This is a genomic window from Dyadobacter subterraneus, assembly GCF_015221875.1.
GTDB lineage: Bacteria > Bacteroidota > Bacteroidia > Cytophagales > Spirosomataceae > Dyadobacter > Dyadobacter subterraneus.
In genome coordinates, this window is the sequence record NZ_JACYGY010000001.1 from 2,559,045 (window position 1) to 2,580,000 (window position 20,956).

At 39.9% G+C, this 20,956-nt stretch carries 14 protein-coding genes (1 of these 14 running past the window's edge); 11 read left to right on the forward strand and 3 right to left on the reverse strand.

The features are described 5' to 3' along the window. Window positions 1–351 precede the first annotated feature (351 nt). The 3 genes from IEE83_RS10550 to IEE83_RS10560 all read left to right on the forward strand — a co-directional run bounded on the left by IEE83_RS10550 (window position 352) and on the right by IEE83_RS10560 (window position 2,744). Window positions 352–1,191, forward strand: coding sequence for a class I SAM-dependent methyltransferase (locus tag IEE83_RS10550; protein ID WP_194120551.1), 840 nt, complete (start codon window positions 352–354; stop codon window positions 1,189–1,191). Between the two features lie 103 nt (window positions 1,192–1,294). Then, window positions 1,295–2,209: a helix-turn-helix domain-containing protein gene (locus tag IEE83_RS10555; protein ID WP_194120552.1), complete on the forward strand. Its 915-nt coding sequence runs from the start codon at window positions 1,295–1,297 to the stop codon at window positions 2,207–2,209. 64 nt (window positions 2,210–2,273) lie between these two features. Further along, window positions 2,274–2,744, forward strand: a complete 471-nt coding sequence (locus IEE83_RS10560; RefSeq protein WP_194120553.1) for a GNAT family N-acetyltransferase — start codon at window positions 2,274–2,276, stop codon at window positions 2,742–2,744. A gap of 37 nt (window positions 2,745–2,781) precedes the next feature. On the opposite strand, the gene IEE83_RS10565 is transcribed toward IEE83_RS10560, so the two are convergent. Next, the gene (locus IEE83_RS10565) at window positions 2,782–4,164 is read right to left on the reverse strand and encodes a glycoside hydrolase family 140 protein (RefSeq protein WP_194120554.1); all 1,383 of its coding nucleotides are present in this window, start codon (window positions 4,162–4,164) and stop codon (window positions 2,782–2,784) included. Window positions 4,165–4,881: 717 nt separating this feature from the next. On the opposite strand from IEE83_RS10565, the gene IEE83_RS10570 reads away from it, so the two are divergent. Next, on the forward strand, window positions 4,882–5,271 hold the full coding sequence (locus tag IEE83_RS10570; RefSeq protein ID WP_194120555.1) for a hypothetical protein: 390 nt from the start codon (window positions 4,882–4,884) through the stop codon (window positions 5,269–5,271). Window positions 5,272–5,533: 262 nt separating this feature from the next. Next, entirely contained in the window at window positions 5,534–6,457 is a 924-nt protein-coding gene (locus tag IEE83_RS10575; protein WP_194120556.1) for a S1C family serine protease, read from the forward strand. Window positions 6,458–6,550: 93 nt separating this feature from the next. Here the strand turns inward: IEE83_RS10575 and IEE83_RS10580 are convergent, their stop codons facing one another. Together IEE83_RS10580 and IEE83_RS10585 are read right to left on the reverse strand one after the other, a co-directional pair. Beyond that, window positions 6,551–8,443, reverse strand: a complete 1,893-nt coding sequence (locus IEE83_RS10580; RefSeq protein WP_194120557.1) for a CocE/NonD family hydrolase — start codon at window positions 8,441–8,443, stop codon at window positions 6,551–6,553. A 151-nt stretch (window positions 8,444–8,594) separates the two neighbouring features. Beyond that, complete coding sequence (locus IEE83_RS10585) at window positions 8,595–11,240, reverse strand: DUF7133 domain-containing protein (RefSeq protein WP_194120558.1); 2,646 nt, start codon at window positions 11,238–11,240, stop codon at window positions 8,595–8,597. 370 nt (window positions 11,241–11,610) lie between these two features. On the opposite strand from IEE83_RS10585, the gene rbsK reads away from it, so the two are divergent. The 6 genes from rbsK to IEE83_RS10615 form a co-directional block, all read left to right on the forward strand. Further along, window positions 11,611–12,507 (forward strand): ribokinase, encoded by an 897-nt coding sequence (gene rbsK, locus IEE83_RS10590; protein WP_194120559.1) that lies wholly within the window; start codon window positions 11,611–11,613, stop codon window positions 12,505–12,507. 1 nt (window position 12,508) lies between these two features. Then, window positions 12,509–13,447: a nucleoside hydrolase gene (locus IEE83_RS10595; protein WP_194120560.1), complete on the forward strand. Its 939-nt coding sequence runs from the start codon at window positions 12,509–12,511 to the stop codon at window positions 13,445–13,447. 180 nt (window positions 13,448–13,627) lie between these two features. Then, window positions 13,628–15,934, forward strand: a complete 2,307-nt coding sequence (locus IEE83_RS10600) for an NADP-dependent malic enzyme (RefSeq protein ID WP_194120561.1) — start codon at window positions 13,628–13,630, stop codon at window positions 15,932–15,934. 321 nt (window positions 15,935–16,255) lie between these two features. Beyond that, on the forward strand, window positions 16,256–18,340 hold the full coding sequence (locus IEE83_RS10605) for a sialate O-acetylesterase (RefSeq protein WP_194120562.1): 2,085 nt from the start codon (window positions 16,256–16,258) through the stop codon (window positions 18,338–18,340). A gap of 296 nt (window positions 18,341–18,636) precedes the next feature. Then, window positions 18,637–20,424, forward strand: coding sequence for a DUF885 domain-containing protein (locus IEE83_RS10610; protein WP_228101763.1), 1,788 nt, complete (start codon window positions 18,637–18,639; stop codon window positions 20,422–20,424). A 43-nt stretch (window positions 20,425–20,467) separates the two neighbouring features. Further along, window positions 20,468–20,956 carry the 5' end (the start) of an aminopeptidase P family protein gene (locus IEE83_RS10615; RefSeq protein WP_194120563.1) on the forward strand. 900 nt of this gene lie beyond the right edge of the window, so 489 of the gene's 1,389 nt are visible here — the first part of the coding sequence; the start codon lies at window positions 20,468–20,470; the stop codon falls past the right edge of the window.

The window sequence follows — 20,956 nt, forward strand, 5'->3', positions numbered from 1 at the left end:
TATTTTTAAAAACAAAAAGGATATGCTCAAATACATTAATACAATAAGGGTGCTTGGATATTTCCAAGAGTTCGATGTAATAGGAGATTTATACATTTACAATAAAACCGATGTTTTATACATCAGTTGATCGCTAATATTCACGGATTGTATGAGCGGTAGGAAAGGTATTTCATGACAATACAGGATAAATCTTCAAGTAAGTCCTTTTATTATCAAGCGCAACGAAATTCAGGATTAGTAAGTATAATTTGTAATATGACCATAAGTTACATTCGTTCAAAGTTATAATTTGGAATCTACTAGTGTTAATCCGGCCTGCTTATATTTACAGACTCAAACCAAGAAAATATGATGACCAAACTATTCCCCTGGATAGACAAACTTTTTCGTGACACAGACAGAGAGCATATTAGAAGAACAAGAAATATCCGGTTGATTCCTGATTTCAAAAACAGAAGAGGAGGGAAGTTGTCATACGCGGAATGGGCACATGTAATTGGGATTTTTCAAACCATAATTTATCAAAACCTCAAACAAAAAGCGGGTAACAAAATTCTGGATATCGGTTGCGGAACCGGTTTGCTGGGTATATCTTCTGAACCTTTTGTTTCAGAAAATGGACAATATACGGGCATTGACATCATGACGGATGACGTTAATTTTTGTAAAGAACACTATAAATCAATCAATTATAAATTCATACATCTTGATGTAGCCAATCCTACTTATGCAAGTGATCAGTCGGTAATACTGAAATCATGGCCAGTAAAGGATGAGTCACAGGATCTTGTAACGGCACTTTCTGTTTGGACGCACATGAGTGAAAAAGACGCCGTTTTCTATTTCGGTGAGATTTATAGAGTGCTTAAAAAAGGAGGAAAGGCAATGATCACTTTTTTTCTGCTGGATGAAGAATATGAGAATTCACTGGGAAAGAGAAGCGACGAAAACGGAAGATTCCACTTTACAAGTCAAAATGGCTGGATTTTCGATTTGTCGGCCTATGAATCGGAGAACTGGTTTACTTTAAAAACCGCCAAACATCCCGAAGATGCCATTGCTATAACAAAAGAAGGTCTTCGTATTCTTCAGGAAAAATCTGGTTTGAAATTGGTAAATTATTACCCCGGCAACTGGAAAGAAATTCCAGGTGTTTTCTTTCAGGATATCTTAATTTTTGAGAAGTAAGCGTGTTACCTAAATACTTTTTGGATACAATTGTCAGAGATCCGGATACTTTTTCATTAAAGATTTCATGCAATTTTGTAGACATCAAAGACGCAACTGAATCATGAAGATGCAGCCTCCGTATAACATGTTTTCTATCCAGGAACTTCACCGCACGCTTGAACTCCCCAAGCCTGAGCATCCTTTGGTAAGCGTGATTAATTTTGAAGATATAAAATGTTATTCGGAAGATTATCTGAGAAGTGTTTCATATAATTTTTATTGTATTTCAATCAAGCGAAATTTCAAAGGCAAAATGAAATACGGGCAAAATTATTATGACTACGATGACGGTATTATGACTTTTTTTGCCCCGGGACAAGTCGTTTCCACGGACATAGCACCGGAATTAGAGCTGAGCGGCTGGTGGCTCGTTTTTCATTCCGATTTTATTCAACGATATCCACTAGCAAAAACAATCCGGGAATATGGCTATTTCTCTTATGCGGTCAATGAAGCTTTACATCTTTCGGAGAAGGAAGAGGCGATGGTTACCGGCATTATGAAAAATATCCGGGATGAATATCATTCCAGGATTGATGCTTACAGTCAGAATGTTATCATTTCTCATATTGAATTATTACTTAATTATTGTGACCGGTTTTATAACAGGCAGTTTATTACCCGAAAGAATATAAATCACGATTTGCTGACAAGATTGGAGTTATTGTTGTCCGATTATTTCGTCAATCAAAATGTTCGGGAAAATGGAGTGCCAACGGTTCAGTTCGTTTCAGAACAACTAAATGTATCTCCCAATTATTTGAGCGACATGCTCCGGTCACTGACAGGACAAACTACGCAGCAGCACATTCATGACAAACTGATTGAAAAGGCGAAGGAGATATTGACAACCACATCTTTGTCTGTTGGCGAAATTGCCTACCAGCTTGGATTTGAATATCCGCAATCATTCAATAAGTTATTTAAAAACAAAGCAGGAGTTTCGCCTTTGGAATTTCGGCAGTCGTTTAATTAATTTGGATTGTTGTCAAACTTGTTTAAAAAGAATAATATTGTCGGGACCTTCAATTTATAACTTCATGTTCCAGGTTAAAATCCGCCCCGCAACAACTTCCGACCTCCCAACGTTACTACGCTTCGAGCAAGGCGTAATCAATGCTGAGCGTCCTTTCGACCAGTTAATAAAACCTGATCCTGTTCATTATTATGATATTAAAGAAATGATACGGGCCTCCCATATTGAGCTTCTGGTTGCCGAGATTGATGGTCAGGTTGTAGGTTCAGGTTATGCCCGAATTGAAAAGGCAAAACATTTTTTGAAACATCCGTTGCACGCTTATCTGGGATTTATGTATGTTGATCCGTTATTTAGAGGAAAAGGAATCAACAGCAAAATAATCCAACGGCTGAAAGAGTGGGCAATCTCTCAAAATATTTCGGAATTAAGGCTGGATGTTTATGAGGGTAATGAACCTGCAATCAAAGCTTATGAAAAAGTTGGATTTTGTAAGCAACTGATTAATATGCATATGGAAGTTGGCAAAGGCTAATACTATTTTCATTTGCTTTAAATAGAAATAATTCGATTTATTTCAAATTAAAACCTGCCCATTTTTTTGATGTATCGTCAATCACCAGCACCCAGTCCGCACTAGGGCCCTGAGCATAAGGGCTGAATGTCTGCGTTCCCGAATTTTTAAAACTACCAATTTTTATAGAAGTACAATCTCTTGGGTTAAACCAGTACGCAATCAAATTGCTCGCTTTCATTTTGGCAAGGTCAATATTTAGCGGACGTCCGTAGGGAGTGTAGGCCATCAGGAAATCTTTATTGGAAGACAAAGCGGCGATTTGATAACCTGGATCCTGGGGATTTTCGTTTTTGATTAAATCATTATCCGGCTGCAATTCCCACCAGGGATGCGATCCGAGCAATTTTTTCAAATACCCCATCTGATTTGCGCCGGGTAAATCCATGGCAATCTGCCAGGTTGTTCTCGCAAAAGCCATAGGCGCATGTTGAGCCGGATCATACATTTGCCACACATCATGACAGCCATAGGTATGCCCGCATGCGCCGGAAAATACAGACCAGTAAGCAGCTTGTCTTACGTCAAAATCATTAAAATAACCCAGTTCTGATTTCCAGTTTATCGGGTGGTCTTCATAACGTGGCTCGGCGTCAAAAGTTGGTTTTACCGGTAATTTATCATAATCATTTTTAAGCATCAGATAATTTTTCCGGTCGCGCAAATCGTGCCCGCTTTGGAACATATTCACATGCAGCCAATCAGAATTATGGAAAAATTTCGATGAATGACTAAGTCCCTGGGGATGATAAGTAATTAATTGACTGTTGCCTGAAACCCTGCGAATAGCAGCTGCCATTGCATTAATGATTGAAAGCTGGGTCTCGGTATCCGGATTGCGATCTCCGCCTAAAATCCAGATGACATTTTTATTTTTACACCTTTTCGCCAGAAATTCTGCGTAAAACGACGCGTTGTCAGTTGTGAAAATTTCAGGTCCGGGATCCGACTTTTTATTGAATTTATCTCCCCAGGCGGGTAGCAATGCTATATAAATTCCCAATTTTTCAGCAATCGCAATAACCTTGTCAACATGTTGGAAATATTTTTCATTTGGTTTGGAAGGATCATTATTAAATAAGGGCTGATCACCGTTTTGATTCGGTTTTTTCAATCCATCAAAATCGGCGAAAGCCACAGTTTGGATAACATTATATCCTTGTTTGGCTCTTGTTTTTAAATATGTTTCAGCTTCTTGCAAAGTCAATCGGTGCATCAACTCCCACGCCGTATCACCAAGCCAGAAAAACGGTTTATTATTAGTCTGTTCAATATATCTTTTTCCCTTTTCAACTTTTAATCCAGGCAAAGATTGCGATAATGAAGGATTTGCAAATGCTAGTAATATGAGAAGAAAAATTCTAAAATAAACAGATTTCATATGTATAACAGCCGGTTCGGTTTTCAATAAAAGTATCTGAAATCCAAAGATTACTTATGAAAATAATTACTCTATCCTTATAGTTTTATGGTGCATCCGAAAAAATATGAGTCTGATAATGATTTCGTTGCGATGATAAACTTATCAAAAGTCGAATAGTTTTGCTCCGTTGGTATATAGCACAAGCTTTCTCTGATTTCTGTCACCCAAAATAAAATCCTAGCGGCAACTAAGAGAATATGCTGCAAAAGCTGGGAGTTTTAAAAGACAGAATCAAAAACTTTATAGATATGACCTAAGCCGTAAGTAGTAGAAAGACGAAGCAGGTGCGGAGGAAGCGGTGATTACTAAGGAGGAAACTAGATTAATAAAATACATTAAGCTGCGGTCTGAACTAAGATCATCTTAAATGCTTAAAGGCACCATTTCGTAGTTAATTGACGAAATATCGACAGTTTAACAAGAATAAACTGTGGTATTTACTTCAATTTAATTTTTTAAAATCATAAATCTCCAAAGGAAATCAACCCATTTTATTGAATTAAAGAAGATTTAATTGTACTTATTTTCTTATTCATAGTATAAAATAAATTTTTTTTTCGAAATGTATCTTTCTGGCATAATCTTAGTCATAAAAATGTAACCGAATTAATTAAACATAAGTTAACTGGTTCTTTATCAACTGAATTACGGTTAGCGATAAAAAAATAAGTTATTATGATACACGAGAAAACATTTGTCCTGGCCGTAGATAGAGAAGCCAAAATCATTGTCAAAGGAAATGTTGCAAACAACAGCAAGCAAATCAATATTGATTTTGAATTTTTAATTAAAGAAAAACACGATAAATTTTTCAGAGCACCAATCGGAGTAAATCATCCAAAATATTGGAAATTGCAAAGCCTTACACCAGGTAAAGCACAGTTGATGCAATTGGTTTACAGCGGCGTTTCAAAGAAACAACTTGATATGGCAATCAAAGAATTTAAACAGTTTTTCGGCCCGGGTTATGTTTTTAGCAACGATATCAAAATAGAAGAGAGATTGAAAACATTAAAAGGAATCAGACTAACAGATATCAACAGAAGACTATTGATGTCAGCATAGTGGTTCCAACAAAAAACAAATTCATTTCATCAACTGAATAGAGATAAGTCCATCAACAAGCAATCGCTTTTGATGGACTTATTCATTTATAATCTAATCACGATCAATCTGCTCTGATTTCTGACAAGTTATATTAAATCTATTATTCGAAAAGTTTCGATATGGCTTTTTGGCATAATAAAAACTTTAAAATAGACACATTGGCACAAAATAAAGGCTGGATAAATTTTTGATATTCCTGTTTGTATAAAAGTTTACAGACATGGATACATTTTCGAGTATGATCATTGGGGCTGTGGATAAAACGAAAAACGCAGTCGTAAAAATAGATGTTTTTAAAACCGATAAAGGAAAACTTCGTCCTGCCGGCTCAGGTTCAGGATTCATTTTTTCCTCAGACGGTTTGATCTTCACCAATTGCCATGTGGTGGATGGTGCAGAGAAGATAATGGTAAGCTTGCTGAATAATAACGAGATAGAAGCCGAGTTGATCGGGAAAGATCCGGATACTGATATTGCTATTCTTAAAATTTACACGCAAGGATACTCCGTTGCCAAACTTGGCGATGCCAGTCAGTTGCAAATTGGACAGTTTGTGATTGCGATAGGAAATCCTTACGGTTACCAGCATACCGTGACAACAGGTGTAGTGAGTGCTTTGGGCAGATCGTTACAAACGCAATCGGGGAGATTTGTTGATAATGTAATCCAGTCGGATGCAGCGCTGAACCCGGGAAATTCGGGTGGGCCTATGATTAATACAGACGGGGAAGTGGTTGGCGTTAACACGGCTGTGATTCAGGGAGCGCAGGGACTTAGCTTTTCGGTTGACATTAATACGGCCAAGGAAATTGCCAGACAGCTTATTAAAGATGGTAAAGTTTTCAAAGCGTATCTTGGATTGCAGTTGCAGGATGTTCAGATCAATGAGAAAATCCGCCAGCATTACAAACTTTCAAATCATAAAGGAATCTTTGTTACACACATCGAAGCCAATTCACCAGCATCACGCTCGCAGTTATTGGAAGGCGATATCATTGTTTCTTTTAATAAGAAACCGGTAAGCAGCAGCAACGAACTTTTCAAAGAGCTGACACACCGTGAAGTGCTTTCCATGGTAGATATCTCCGTAATACGCCACACCGAACTACTAAATTTCATGATCGTCCCAACAGAGAAAAAATAATGATGTTTCAACGCAGAGGTAGGTGAGTTTTACGCAGAGTTAAAAGAGTTTAATTTCTCGGTAAAAAACTCCCCCAACTCTGCGTTTAACTAGTTATTTTTTAACTATTGGCAATATCAATTTGGATGGATACTGGGCGTTATGCAGGATTTTGTTATGGGCGATGATGCCTTTTGTTTCGTCAAAATTATTTCCGCCTGTATTCATATTTCTGTCAAAACGCGGGAAATTGCTGCTTGAAATTTCTACTCGTACGCTATGTCCCGGTTCGAAGAAATTGCTGGTTGACATCGGACTTAAAGTCAGCTTGTAAATTTTTCCGTTTTCCATCATTACCTCCTTATCAAAACCTTCACGGTAACGTGCGCGCAAAATGGTTTCATCCAGATTGAAAGCGCGACCGTCAGGATAAACGTCAATCAGCTTCACAGTAAAATCCGTATCCTTCACATCTGAGGAAACGTAAAGCGTTGTTTCGATTGATCCTGTCAATTCTACGCCATCTTTAAAAGGCTCAGTAGTGTAAACCAGAATATCCTGACGCGTTTCCATCTGGTGCTGATCCCATGAGCCGCCCTGAATAGCCGTTCCGGTACAGCAAACATTTCCACCGTATGACGGGACCGGGAATGCCGGATCGTAGGCAAATGCATCTGGTTTCTCATCTTTTCCAACCGGTTTCGCTATTAACTTTCCATCTCCGTATAAACTGTTTGCGCTTCCTTTGCTTGAAAAATAATAAGTTGTAGGCTCTACATTTGCCGGTGGCCAGGTTTCAGAATGCTGCCATTTGTTTGAACCCATGGTGAAGTATTGAACACGCGGCGTTTTTTTGAGCATATTATTTTCCTCGCCTTTCAGCCAGTAATCAAACCAGCCATAGATCAATCCATCATAATCCAGTCTCGCATCACCCATACTGCGCTCGCCTACAACGGTGTTTTCAGTTGCACGTTTGTATGCACAATGAAGCGTAGGAGCAATTACTAAGAATTGCCCGTCCTTAACTTGTTGATCAACCCCGTTTTTTCTAACATGATTAAAAAGCGCCAGATTTGGTCCGGTTGACACATCATACCAGGAAACAAACCAGTAACTCGGCACGCCAAAAGGCATATTGTCGTGATATAATCCGCCACTATACCACTCCGGATCGTTCGGTTTTCTCACGATCATTTTCTCATACGTACCTTTTGGACCATTCACGTTTTGGATAATATCCTGTACCGGCAAATGTTTCAAACCTTGCGCCCAATCCACTTTGGGCATTTCCGGAGCAAGATCATAAAAACGTGAAATCCTTGTCAGATCTTCACTGGTGGCTGTTTTGGGGAATAATGGACGAGCCATATTGTCCGTTTCAGTTCCATATAGCCATGTTGTAAAAAGCATTTGCTGCGCACCACCGCGATACCAGTTTCCCTGCTCCACAAATGGCCCAACTTTACCAACTCCCGCACCAAAACCCATAGGGACCATTGCGGCATGTGAAGGATGATCCAGCGCAGCTACGGCCATTTGCCATTCTGCTGTTGAAGAACAGCCAAGCGTACCGATTTTTCCATTGGACCATGGCTGAGCAGTCATCCACGAAAATGCATCATATCCATCTGTTGTTGGCGGGCCAAGTATTTCCCAGTTTCCTTCGGAAAAGAATTTTCCTCTTTCATTTTGTACAACATATGCATAACCACGTTTCACTGCATCCAGCGCGTCCTGATAGGTGCGTGGCTTTAATTCTCCGTCACCCCAGGAATTGAAATTGTAAGGGGTTTTTGAAAAAATGATTGGTACTTTTTTATCCGTTTTTGGGCGGTACACATCCGTGGCAAGCCTCACGCCATCGCGCATCGGCATCATTATTTTTTGCTCAATGATTGCGATTTCCTGTAATTTTTTCAGAACATCGTCCTGCGCAAAAAGTGAAGTGGAAAAAATGAAAAATGTTAAAACAAAACTTAATAATGAAGTAATCTTATTTTTCATAGGAAGACAGATAAGTAATGGGAAGTGATCTTCAAGCTAGTAAGTTTTTGTGAAAAAGGAAATGCTGGTATGGCAGATTTTTACATCAACCTGAAAAACAAAAAAGCAGATTCGCGAAAATCTGCTTTTTTGCAAAACCGAATTTTTAAATTTATTTCTTCTGCTGAGAAAGAAAAGTAATCAGCGAAGCGAATTCTTCATAGGATAATGCGCTGGCAAGTCCGGTCGGCATCATCGAATCTTCCAATTCTTTACGGGAAACTATGTCAGAAGTTTTGATCGTGTAAAGCTGCCCTGTAATATCTCTCATGACCACTTTCGCAGCGGATTCCTGCGTAATGAAACCCATATAAGATTTTCCGCCTTTTGCTTCAATAACCACCGAAGCAAATCCTTGCGAGATCGACGCGTTTGGTTTCAGGATAGATTCAGCAATCTGTTCACGGTTCATGATCGATCCAATTTGTCCCATAAAAGGTCCTTTCATCGTTTCACCTTTTGTCAAACTGTGGCAGGCAACACAACCTTGTCTTGTAAATAAAGTTTTACCCAATGCCGGGTCTCCGTTTATTTTTGCCATCGCCAACATTACATCTTCAATCGAAGATTCGCCAACCTGGCCTTTTTTATTTCTGATTTTGTCAAGGTCAACTTTTACTTCTTCTTTGGCAGCTACCACTTCTTCACCGCCAAATTCTGTAATTTCCATACGGTTTCTGGCATTCAAATCAGCATAAAACTGCTTTCCTGCCGCGTCTGCTTTGTTCCATTCTTCCGTCAGGATATTTTTAATTTCAGGAGAAGACTCCCAGGTAACCGCTTTATAATAAGGTCCATGTGAATCCGGACGGGTGCTCCACCACCATGAACCGTCGTAGTCAGCTTCTTTTTTGTATAATCTTGCCAAAGTCACAAGAATCTGTTTCTTCAACTCCGGATCGCTTGATTTTTTGTAAGCAGCAATAAGTCCGTCAACCGCTTTTGGATCATGCATATAACGCAATGCCCAAAGTGCAATGGTTGAATTTTCTGTTCCGATAGCTTTTACCGATGCGTCCACTGCATTTAATTTTACAAGCGAGCGAACGGCAATGTGCGGCAAAATAATAGGGGAATTAGGTGTTGCATGCGGGCCTTCCACATCTTTTGCAGGCGGAACAAACGAAGCAGGAACTTTTACAGCAAGCAAAGCCTGAGCTGCTTCAAGACGTCCCAAACGGCCAAGTCCGATCTCCGCGGCAAGCTGAACACGTGGATTTGCATCTTTCATTGCAGAAAGAAATAATTCAGTCGGGACGTTTTTAAGATTTCCCTTACGATCTGTCAAGGCGCGTAAAACGTATTCTTTTACATCATTTTCAGAAGCAAGTTTTACAAGATTAGCCACGCCAGCTTCACCAGTGATTTGCTCATAAGCATAAATTCCTGCAACACGCGTATAAAGCGGCAACGTTTTGTCAGAAGCCAGTTTCCATGCAGCTTCCGTCGCCTGTTTGGCCGGACGTGTTATCAATTCCTGCTGTGCATCCAGACGCGCCGTTGCACTTCCTGATTTCAAAATGGTTACCAATTCCTTAATTGATAAATTCTTAACCTCAGGAAAAGCTTTGTATTTCCAGTTTTTAGGTACCGCGCGAACGACAAATCCTTTGGAAGCACTTCCTGAATAACCCGCGCCATCCCAGGCAGCAAGGTAAAGACGACCGGAAGCATCCACATCTAAATCCGTGATCTGTGATAATTTTATAAAATCCTCTTCCTTTTGCGTGTAAGTAGCTCCGTCTGGCGTTACGCGGTGAATATACGCCTGACTTCTTCCCCAGTCGGCCATCATCGGTACGTGATTGTATTTTGCAGGCCAGGTATCTTCATCCATATATAAAGAACCAGTTCCTGAACCACCGCCAAGATCAATCAGTGCAGGAATAATTTCGTCCGTATGATGTTGAAAAAGAACAGGATATCCATATTCGCCGGATTGGATCTGATTGCTGAAACGAATATTCCATCCACCACCGTCATTGGTATTGTCACGGGTAAAAATGTTCATAAATGGGTCAATTGCGACGTCATATATGTTACGCATACCGTGCGTGTAAATTTCCATTTCGGTACCATCAGGACGAACGCGGACGATTCCACCACCAAGCATTGTCATTTTTTTGCCTGAACGGTCAATGGCATCATGGAAACCGAAATCTCCAACAGCAATATAAATCCACCCGTCAATACCCATCCGAATTCCGTTCGTAGCGTGGTCAGTACCACGGCTTTGCAGGAATTTTGGATTACTGATATGTTCGATCAGTGGCTTTGATGGCCCATCCGCAACGCCATCCTTATTTTTATCTTCAAAAACAACAAGATCCATTCCTGTTGCCAGCCCATTTTCTTTTGAAAAAACAGTATGAAGTACATAAACTTTGTCACCCATCGCAATAATTCCGCGCGGATCATCGGCCATGGCGAAAACGGTATGTTTGTCCACTTTACCGTCATTGTCACTATCAACCAGTTTAACAATACTTCCTTTTCCAGGATCTTTTCCTAATGATCCGATCATATCAACCCCAACGAAAACTTCACCTGTTGAAGCAACAGCAAGACAAGCAGGACTTGGAGTCAAATCAGGTCCTGTGAAATTGGTAAGAACCAGCTCACTTGGCCAGCTGGATGCGTTTGGTAATGAATCGATACGCGTTTGCGGAGCTTTCCGGGGTTCATCATTCTCATGCAGCGGATTATACCAGGCAAACATAAGAAAAGCGGAAAACAGACTCAAAGTAATTTTTAACATAATGAAACAGGGTATCCGGGAATAGTATGAACAGAAAAATTAAATGCTAATGTAAAAAGCAGTAACAAACTTTTATTACTTATCGAATCAGCAAAGTTGTGTCTTTAAAACACATTTTACCAAAAACGTTAAATTTTTGGCCGAAATTAGAAAAGAAATAACTCCTATTCAACGCAATTTCTGTTTGCAGTCAAAACAGGATTTAAAATTCTTGTCCATTGATATTATGCAGAATCTAAAAGTGTCAATATTTTTTAATTTTTAAATGACCCGATTACAGCGCTGAATATTTGGCGTAATCAATAACTTAGCTTTTTGGTTTTCGGACTGGGAATATGTTAAAGAGTCATTTATTAGAAAATAATTGCATATGTGTGCCAGAATACTTGTCATAGGAAGTTCCAATACAGATATGGTTATAAAAACCGGGGAGTTTCCCAAACCAGGTCAAACCGTTTTGGGTCAAACTTTCTTAATGAATCCGGGTGGAAAAGGCGCTAATCAGGCAGTCGCTGCCGCGCGACTTGGCGCGGATGTAAGATTCGTCGCAAAAGTCGGCAAGGATATTTTTGGGAAAGAGGCTCTTGAAGAATTTCAAAAGGAAGGTTTGGATACAAAATATATCCTGCAAACTGAGGATTTTCCATCGGGCGTCGCTTCCATTATTGTTAATGAAAATGGTGAAAATCAGATCGTGGTAGCCTCTGGTGCTAATATGGATTTAAAACCATCTGATCTGGGAGATAATATTTTTGATCAAATTGATCTTGTATTACTTCAACTAGAAATCCCGCTTGAAACAATTCAATATATAGTTGCAAAATGTAACGAGTTGAAAATTAAAGTAGTTCTCAATCCGGCTCCGGCAGTGGAATTGCCTGACAGTCTGCTGAGCGGCATTTATCTGATTACTCCAAACGAAACGGAAACGCATCTTTTGACCGGAATTCTTCCTGATTCTCCGGAGGCAATGAAAAAAGCGGCTTTATTTTTCCAGAATAAAGGAATTGAAAATGTCATAATTACTTTGGGGAAAAACGGTATCTATCTTTTCAACGAACAGTTTTCAGAAATTATTCCGGCTGTTCAGGTCCTTGCGGTTGACACGACTGCGGCTGGTGATATTTTTAATGGAGCTGTTGTAAGCGCTTTGGCAGAAGGCAAAAACTGGATTGACGCTTGCCAGTTTGCCTGCAAAGCTTCCGCCATTTCTGTCACCCGGATGGGTGCGCAAAGTTCTGCTCCTTATCAACATGAAATTAATTAAAATGAAAAAAATACCTGTAATTATAGATTGCGATCCTGGCCTTGATGACGCGCTGATGTTAATGCTCGCTTTTGGAAGCGGACGGTTTGATGTAAAAGCAATAACAACTTCGGCAGGAAACCAGACGCAGGACAAAACGCTTTTTAATGCATTGAGATTGATTTCTCTAATGGAAGTGAAAGTGCCGGTTTACCGTGGATGTGAAAAACCACTGCTCAGAGAATTACTGGTTTCAGATCATGTGCACGGAGAAAGTGGCCTGGATGGTGCTGTCTTTCCGGCACCTGTTTCAGAAGCCGAAAGTATTTTGGCGGTTGAAGGAATTGCCAATATTTTGAGAGAAAGTGAAGAAAAAATCACAATTGTTCCTACCGGACCTCTTACCAATATTGCAGCTTTCCTTTTGGCATTTCCAAATTTGAAAAACAAGATCGAAAGGATTTCGCTGATGGGAGGAGGCATTTTCCGCGGCAACATGACACCGCTTGCTGAGTTCAATATTTATGCTGATCCGGAAGCGGCAGCAATTGTTTATGATTCGGGTATACCAATTACCATGTGTGGTTTGGATGTGACCCATAAAGCGGTTGTATTTCAAAAAGATATCGAAACTTTCAGATCCATTGGAAATAAGACAGGTTTGGCTGCCGCAGGTTTGCTGGAATTCTTCTCCATTTTTTACAGAGAAAACCGTATTGAATTGGAAGGCGGCGCGGCCCTACATGATCCCTGCGCAATCGCCTGGCTTCTGAACCCGGATATGTTTAAATCAAAACCATGTTATGTGGCCGTAGAAACTAACGGGAAACTTACTTCGGGAGCCACCGTTGTTGATTATTTCACTGTTCTGCAAAAAGAACCAAATGTGGAAGTTGTATATGATATTGATCGTGAACAATACATTGAAATGCTGGCTGCCGCAATAAAAAATCTTCCCTGACAGTCCGTTTGGCTAAGTATTTGGTAGATTATTAGTAAAACAATGAATCATTAACAGGTATTCGGAGTAAAGTGTGATACTTTTGCGCAATCAAAAAGATTAAAAGAGTTGTTTAAAAGATTTTCTGATCAAAGAAGGCCGGTATAAATGGCTTATTGAGATGTGAATTGAAATTTAATTATGAAGGAGCAATTAAGAAAAGAACAGGCATTGGATTATCATGCCAAAGGAAGACCGGGGAAAATTGAAGTAATTCCTACAAAAGATGCGAAAACCCAGCGGGATTTGTCTCTTGCGTATTCTCCCGGCGTGGCAGAGCCTTGCAAGGAAATTTTCAGAGATGTTGAGGAAGTATATAAATACACCGCCAAAGGTAACCTGGTTGGCGTAATTACAAACGGAACTGCGGTTCTTGGTTTGGGTAATATTGGTCCGGAAGCCAGTAAACCGGTTATGGAAGGTAAGGGCGTTTTGTTCAAGATTTTCTCTGATATCGATGTTTTTGATATTGAAATAAATGAAACAGATCCCGACAAATTTATCCAGATCGTTTTGGCTCTGGAACCGACTTTCGGCGGTATCAATCTGGAAGATATCAAAGCGCCTGAATGTTTTTATATTGAAAAACAATTAAGGCAAAAAATGAAAATTCCGGTCATGCATGATGACCAGCATGGTACTGCGATCATCAGCAGCGCTGCTTTGTTGAACGCCCTGGAATTACAGAAAAAGGAAATTGAAACTGCGAAATTCGTAATTAGTGGGGCAGGAGCAGCCGCAATGTCCTGTGTGCTTTTATATACCTCGCTGGGAGCAAAGCCTGAAAATTTTATTTTGTTTGACAAAGACGGAGTACTTCATGCTTCCCGGACAGACCTTGGCGAAGACAGAATTCCATATACGATTTCTGCAACGCCTGAAATGACACTGGCCTCGGCAATGAAAAATGCGGATGTGTTTTTAGGACTAAGCGTAGGAAATGTGGTGACGCCCGATATGATCAAAAGTATGGCGGACAATCCAATTGTTTTCGCGATGGCAAATCCTGATCCGGAAATTTCTTATGAAGCCGCAACCGGTGCTAGAAGTGACGTAATTATGGCAACGGGAAGAAGTGATTATCCAAATCAGGTTAATAATGTACTTGGATTCCCGTTTATTTTTCGTGGTGCGCTTGATGTAAGGGCAACTCGGATTAATGAAGCAATGAAACTGGCAGCCGTAAAAGCACTGGCTGATTTGGCTAAAAGTGCTGTGCCGGACATCGTGAACCTAGCTTATAACGAAAAGACGATTTCTTTCGGAAAAAACTATATCATTCCAAAACCGCTTGATCCAAGATTATTATCAACCGTTGCACCGGCAGTAGCACTTGCTGCTATGGAAAGTGGCGTGGCTAAAAAACATATTCTGGATTGGGAAGCGTATAAGGAGGAACTGAATCACAGACTTGGCCTTGATAATCAGCTGCTTCGTGTGATCGGAAACAAAGCGCGTCTGGATCCGCGCAGATTGGTATTCGCTGATGCGGACAACTGGAAAGTGTTAAAAGCAGCGCAATTGGTTTTTGATGAAAAAGCAGCATTCCCGATTCTTTTAGGAGAAGAAAACAAGATTAAATCTTTGGCTATCGCAAATGGAATTGATCTGGAAGGAATGGTGATTATTGATCCAAGAAGTGATTCGCAGGCGGAAAACCGGAAGCGGTATTCTAAACTTTATTTTGATAAACGTCAGCGTAAAGGTATCAATGAGTACGAGGCAGAAAAAGCCATGACAGACAGGAATTATTTCGGTTGTATGATGGTGGAAACCGGCGATGCTGATGCAATGATTTCGGGTCTTACCAAAAATTATCCTGACACGATTCGCCCCGCACTTCAAATCATAGGAACAGAAGATGGTGTGAAAAAAATTGCGGGGATGTACCTTTTGATAACTAAAAAAGGTCCGTTATTCCTGGCAGATACAACCGTGAATTTCAATCCGACCGCAGAAGAAGTTGCAGATATTACAGCACTAGCCGCAAGAGAAGTTCAAAATTTCAACCTGACACCGCGTATTGCACTGTTAAGTTATTCCAATTTTGGAAGCAGTAATTCTCCTGAGGCCAAAATTATGTCGGACGCCAGAAAGCTTATCAAAAAGCGAATGCCGTCTTTAATTGTGGACGGTGAAATGCAGGCAAGTGTGGCGCTCAATCCAAAAAACTTGCAGGACAGTTATCCTTTTAGCGAGCTCGTAAATCAGGATGTCAACACCTTAATATTCCCAAATTTGGCTGCTGGCAATATTGCATATAACTTAATGAAGGAAGTTGGGAATGCTGACGCCATTGGCCCGATTTTATTGGGCCTGAAAAAGCCTGTTCATGTTCTTCAGCTAGGGAGTTCGGTCCGTAGTATTTATAACATGGCACTTGTAGCAGTTATTGATGCTCAAATGAAGAGTAAATCAAAAGATATCGAAATTCCCGGGAAGATTTAAGAGATATAAATTAGATCCTGTCCCGATCTGTCCCGGACAGGATTATTTTTATAATCGGGTTATATTTAGCCTGCGCAACAAATCAGCAGTGATATCCGTAATTATATAAAAGGCATAAGTACCCTCATCCGCTTAATAGTTTTTTATTGATCGCCACAACGTTTTTTATATACTTTGTGTCGTAGTAATTGCACAGTGACTCTATTGATTTTTGCACACTTCATGAAATACTTTAAAAATTCTTTAAACTCCTTTATAGAAAAAATTCGCTTTGGGACTTTTTGCAAAGCTGGGATTTTATTCATTTTTCTACCTTTTTATTTGCGGGCACAGGTCACCGTGACGGCTCCTTTGGAACGAGCCGTTTATCAGCGGGATTTAGATAAATCAGCAAATGTTACAATCAGTGGTAGTTATTCCATTTCTGTCGACAAAATTGAAGTGCATGTAGTACCTGTCAATCCCGCGCAGGGAACAGAAATTCCATGGAAAACATTGTTAACCAATCCGACCGGAGGCGTTTTCAGTGGCACTGTCCGAATTGCCGGCGGCTGGTACAGTATTGAGGTCAGAGGTTCAAAAAATGGCGTGATCATTGGAGATCCTGCCAAGATTTCGCGGGTTGGTGTAGGAGAAGTGTTTATCATTTCGGGCCAGTCGAATGCTCAGGGCATCAATTACACAAGCCCGGTAGCAACCGATGAGCGAGTCAATTACATCGATCATAATAATGAAATTACCAATTCACTTGATAATCTGCCGCCACCTTTATTTACCCAGCTCAACAATAGTAACATAACCATGGGGCTTAGAGGACATGGCACCTGGTGTTGGGGAATTCTTGGCGATCTGCTAACAGTCAAATTAAATGTTCCTGTACTTTTCGTCAATACAGCCTGGGAAGGTACAGCCATGCTCAACTGGAATAAAAGCAGTCGCAATGAAGCTACATGGGACGTTGCCAGTGGTTTAATCCAATTTGCACCCCAGATGCCGTATGCGAATGTGCGTCTTTCCATGCAGCATTATGTCAAACAATATGGCGCCAGGGCAATTCTCTGGATGCAGGGAGAATCAGACACTTATCCTTTGAATACCAATTTCAACGATTATAAAAACGGTCTTCAGGACCTGATCAACAAGTTGAGCAGCGATATTAATTTTAAAATACCGTGGGTAATTGCCAGGACTTCCAGAGTTGCAAATCAAAATAAGGTTTCAGTTACAAGTCCATCAATTATTGCAGCTCAAAATGCTGTAATTCAGGATCTTGCTGGTGTTGCTTATGCTGGCCCGGAAACGGATAATCTTTATGTAAGTCGTGGAGGAGATGGAACACATTTTCAGGGAGTTGAGGGAACAACAATTCTTGCCAACGCATGGAATGACGTTTTAAACGATACTTTTTTCTCAACTGTCAATCCTGTTTCAGTTTCAGATGAACCAAAAATTACCAGTACCTGCGCAGCAAATAATACTTCCGTTACGCTCACTTTACCGGATGGCTATCTGAATTATTTCTGGTATACAGTTGTAAACGGAAACTTAAATAGTATTGGCGGTGGTAGAACGATTAATATTTCAAATACCGGAACCTACATAGCCCGGGTTAAGGATGCTTACGGAAACACACTTCTCAGCCAGAAGATGGTGATCAGTTCATCCATCAAACCTGCCACACCAACGATTGTCCAGTCGGGATCCCAACAGGTATGTGCTGATTCTTCTTTTACTTTTTCAATCAATGCAGGAAATGATCAATATACCTGGTACAAACAAGGTTCCAATGATCCTTTAATCAGCGGAAACTCCATTACGGTGTCCGAAAGTGGAAATTATTTTGTCAGAAGCCAGAGCGTTTTTGGTTGTCTTTCGGATAATTCCAACGTTTCATCACTTATCGTTCGTCCTGTAATTCCCACGCCGGTTATTGCAAAATCAGGACCTTTCACAGCAACTGCAACGATCAATGAAACTGGCCTGAATGAATCATATGACTGGAAACGGGACGAACAGATTCTGACGACATCCACAACCAGCAGTGTCCGGACAAATGTAACGGGTACATATTCCGCCCGAGCCAGAGAAACTTTTGCCATTGGTACAAACTTGCTGACATGTTATTCTCCTTTTTCAAATGAACTGGAAGTAATTACAGAAGGTGAATCTGATATTGTCGTTTTCCCAAATCCGGGGTCAAGAGATAATATTTATGTAGAATCCCGTGACGATATCAGCAGCGCCGAAATCACAGTTTATGATCTTTTGGGAAGAGTTATGACTTTCCAGAAGCAGGATATGAAAAGCCGGGTTAAAATTCCGGTTAGAAATCTTTCTTCCGGAAAATATATTGTGCGGATAAAAGGTCCTGGCATTGATGTAACAAGACAGATTGTGGTATTATAAGATGACCTCCGTTAACGGTGGAAGTTCTTTCATTTGACTGATTGATATTGTCAAACATATTATCGTTCAAAATCTTTCAGGAATGCTTACAGTTGCTTCGTTTTTTAAACAAAGGCTAAGATCTACGCAATTTCCAATATTTCAGTACTGGATAAAATCGGTTAAAAACTTATTAATTACCAAGGAGAAAATTCAGGGGTTTAATTCTAAATTTGGCAATCTGAACCAGGCTGGCTGATGTTCAGAATTGACTTTTTGGAATAAAAGAAAAACTTAAATTTCCTGTAAAAAGCTGTATGGAATCAGACCCGCAATCATTAAAGCGAAGACTTGGCATTACAAAATTCATGTTGTCTGCCTTCCTTTTATCTTCATTATTATTTACAGGATGTAAAAGTTCGAATTCCGAAGAGAAAGATGTCGAAGCCGATAAGGTTTTTGAAAAGTATTCAGAATCTTTTATTGAAGCATTGTGGAAACAAAATCCGGATTGGGCAACAACCGCTGGTTTTCATAAATATGATAGTGTGTTGGTAATTCCGGATCAGAAATCTATTGAATCTGCAAATATTTTTGCCAAAAACCACCTGGATTCTCTTTCTGGAATCAATCCCAAACAGCTGTCCGCTGCAAATCAAACCGACTTTTATCTGATTCAAAATTTGTTAAAAGAAAGTCAGTGGAATACCGATACACTAAAATCATATCAATGGGATCCTTCCTCGTATAACGTAAGCAGAACTTTTGCATTTATTTTGAATGAAAATTACGCACCGCTGGAAGAAAGATTGAATAGTATAAAAGGGCGATTGGTCAATGTACCTGAATACTATAAAGCTGCGAAAACTACCATCTCCAACCCTGTACCCGAGTTATTAGGTTTGGCAGTAGATCAGAATTTGGGCGGATTATCTATATTCGAAAATGATCTTCTGGACTCGTTAAAGAAATCAAAACTTGATGCTGCCGATAAGAAACAGATTATTGAAAGATCAGGAAAGGCTGTTGCTGCCATAAAAGATTATGCAAAGTGGCTTAAAGAATTAAAAAGCGATAAACCGAGAAGTTTCAGATTAGGAAAAGATCTGTACGGCAGAAAATTCGCTCATAATATTCAGTCGGCATACACAGCAGAGCAGATTTATGATTCAGCCGTTGCCAGGAAAGAGGAAGTGCAGTCAAAAATGGCCGTAATAAGCAGACAATTGTGGCCAAAATATTTTGGTAATAAGCCAATGCCAAAAGATTCACTTGAACTGATTGGGAAAATGATCGATACGCTTTCGGTCAATCACGCTAAACAGCAGGATTTTCAGACAGCAATTTCCGACATCATTCCCGGCCTGATTAAATTTATCAATGAAAAGAAACTGATAACCCTTGATCCGACAAAACCTCTTATTGTCAGGAAAGAGCCTGCATATATGGCTGGTGTTGCAGGAGCTTCAATCAGCGCGCCGGGACCGTATGATAAAGGTGGAAATACATATTATAATGTGGGAAGTATTGCAAACTGGCCAAAAGAAAAAGCGGAAAGTTATCTACGGGAATACAATCGTTATATAATGCAGATTCTGGATATCCATGAAGCAATTCCGGGGCATTATACCCAGCTTGTTTATGCTAATCAATCGCCGAGTCTGATAAAATCGCTTTTAGGAAATGGAGCGATGATTGAAGGCTGGGCTGTTTATACCGAGCAAATGATGCTTGAAAATGGTTTTGGAAATAATCAGCCTGAAATGTGGCTGATGTGGTATAAATGGCATTTACGAACTGTTTGTAATACAATTCTGGATTACAGCGTGCATGCTGGAAATATGACAAAGGAAGAAGCATTACATCTTTTAATCAAGGAAGCGTTTCAGCAGCAGGCTGAGGCGGAAGGTAAATGGAAAAGAGTAAGTGTAAGTAATGTGCAGCTGACAAGTTACTATACTGGATACAAAGAAATCATAGACTTGCGCCGGGATTATAAAACGAAACTAGGAGATAAGTTTGATCTGAAATCTTTTCATGAAAAATTCCTTAGTTATGGCAGTGCCCCTGTTAAGTACATTAAGGAATTGATGCTGGAAAAGTAAAATGGAATAACTTGAACAATAACTAATTTAATAGAAAAGGGAAATGTTTAATATTGCTATATATAAGGAAAGAAGAAATGAATTAAAAAAGGCTGTTGGTAACGGACTTATTTTATTCTTAGGGAATGAAGAAGTGGGCATGAATTATAAGGACAACACATATTATTTCCGCCAGGACAGCTCTTTTCTTTATTTTTTTGGTTTGGACAAGCCTGGTTTGGCTGCAATAATTAATGTTGATGAGGATGTTGAAATACTGATAGGTAACGAGCCGACGATTGATGACATTGTTTGGATGGGAACACAACCTTCGTTGACTGATATCGCGGCCCAAACCGGAATCAATAAAGTGGCTGAATCTGCTTCACTTAAAACTTTGATTAAAAAATCGTTATCGTCAGGACAAACCATTCATTATCTGCCACCTTACAGATCTGATGCAGTTATCAAACTTAGTGATATTTTAGAAATTCCTAATGCTGCGGTGCAAGAAAGAGCTTCTATAACATTTATAAAAGCTGTAATTGCTCAG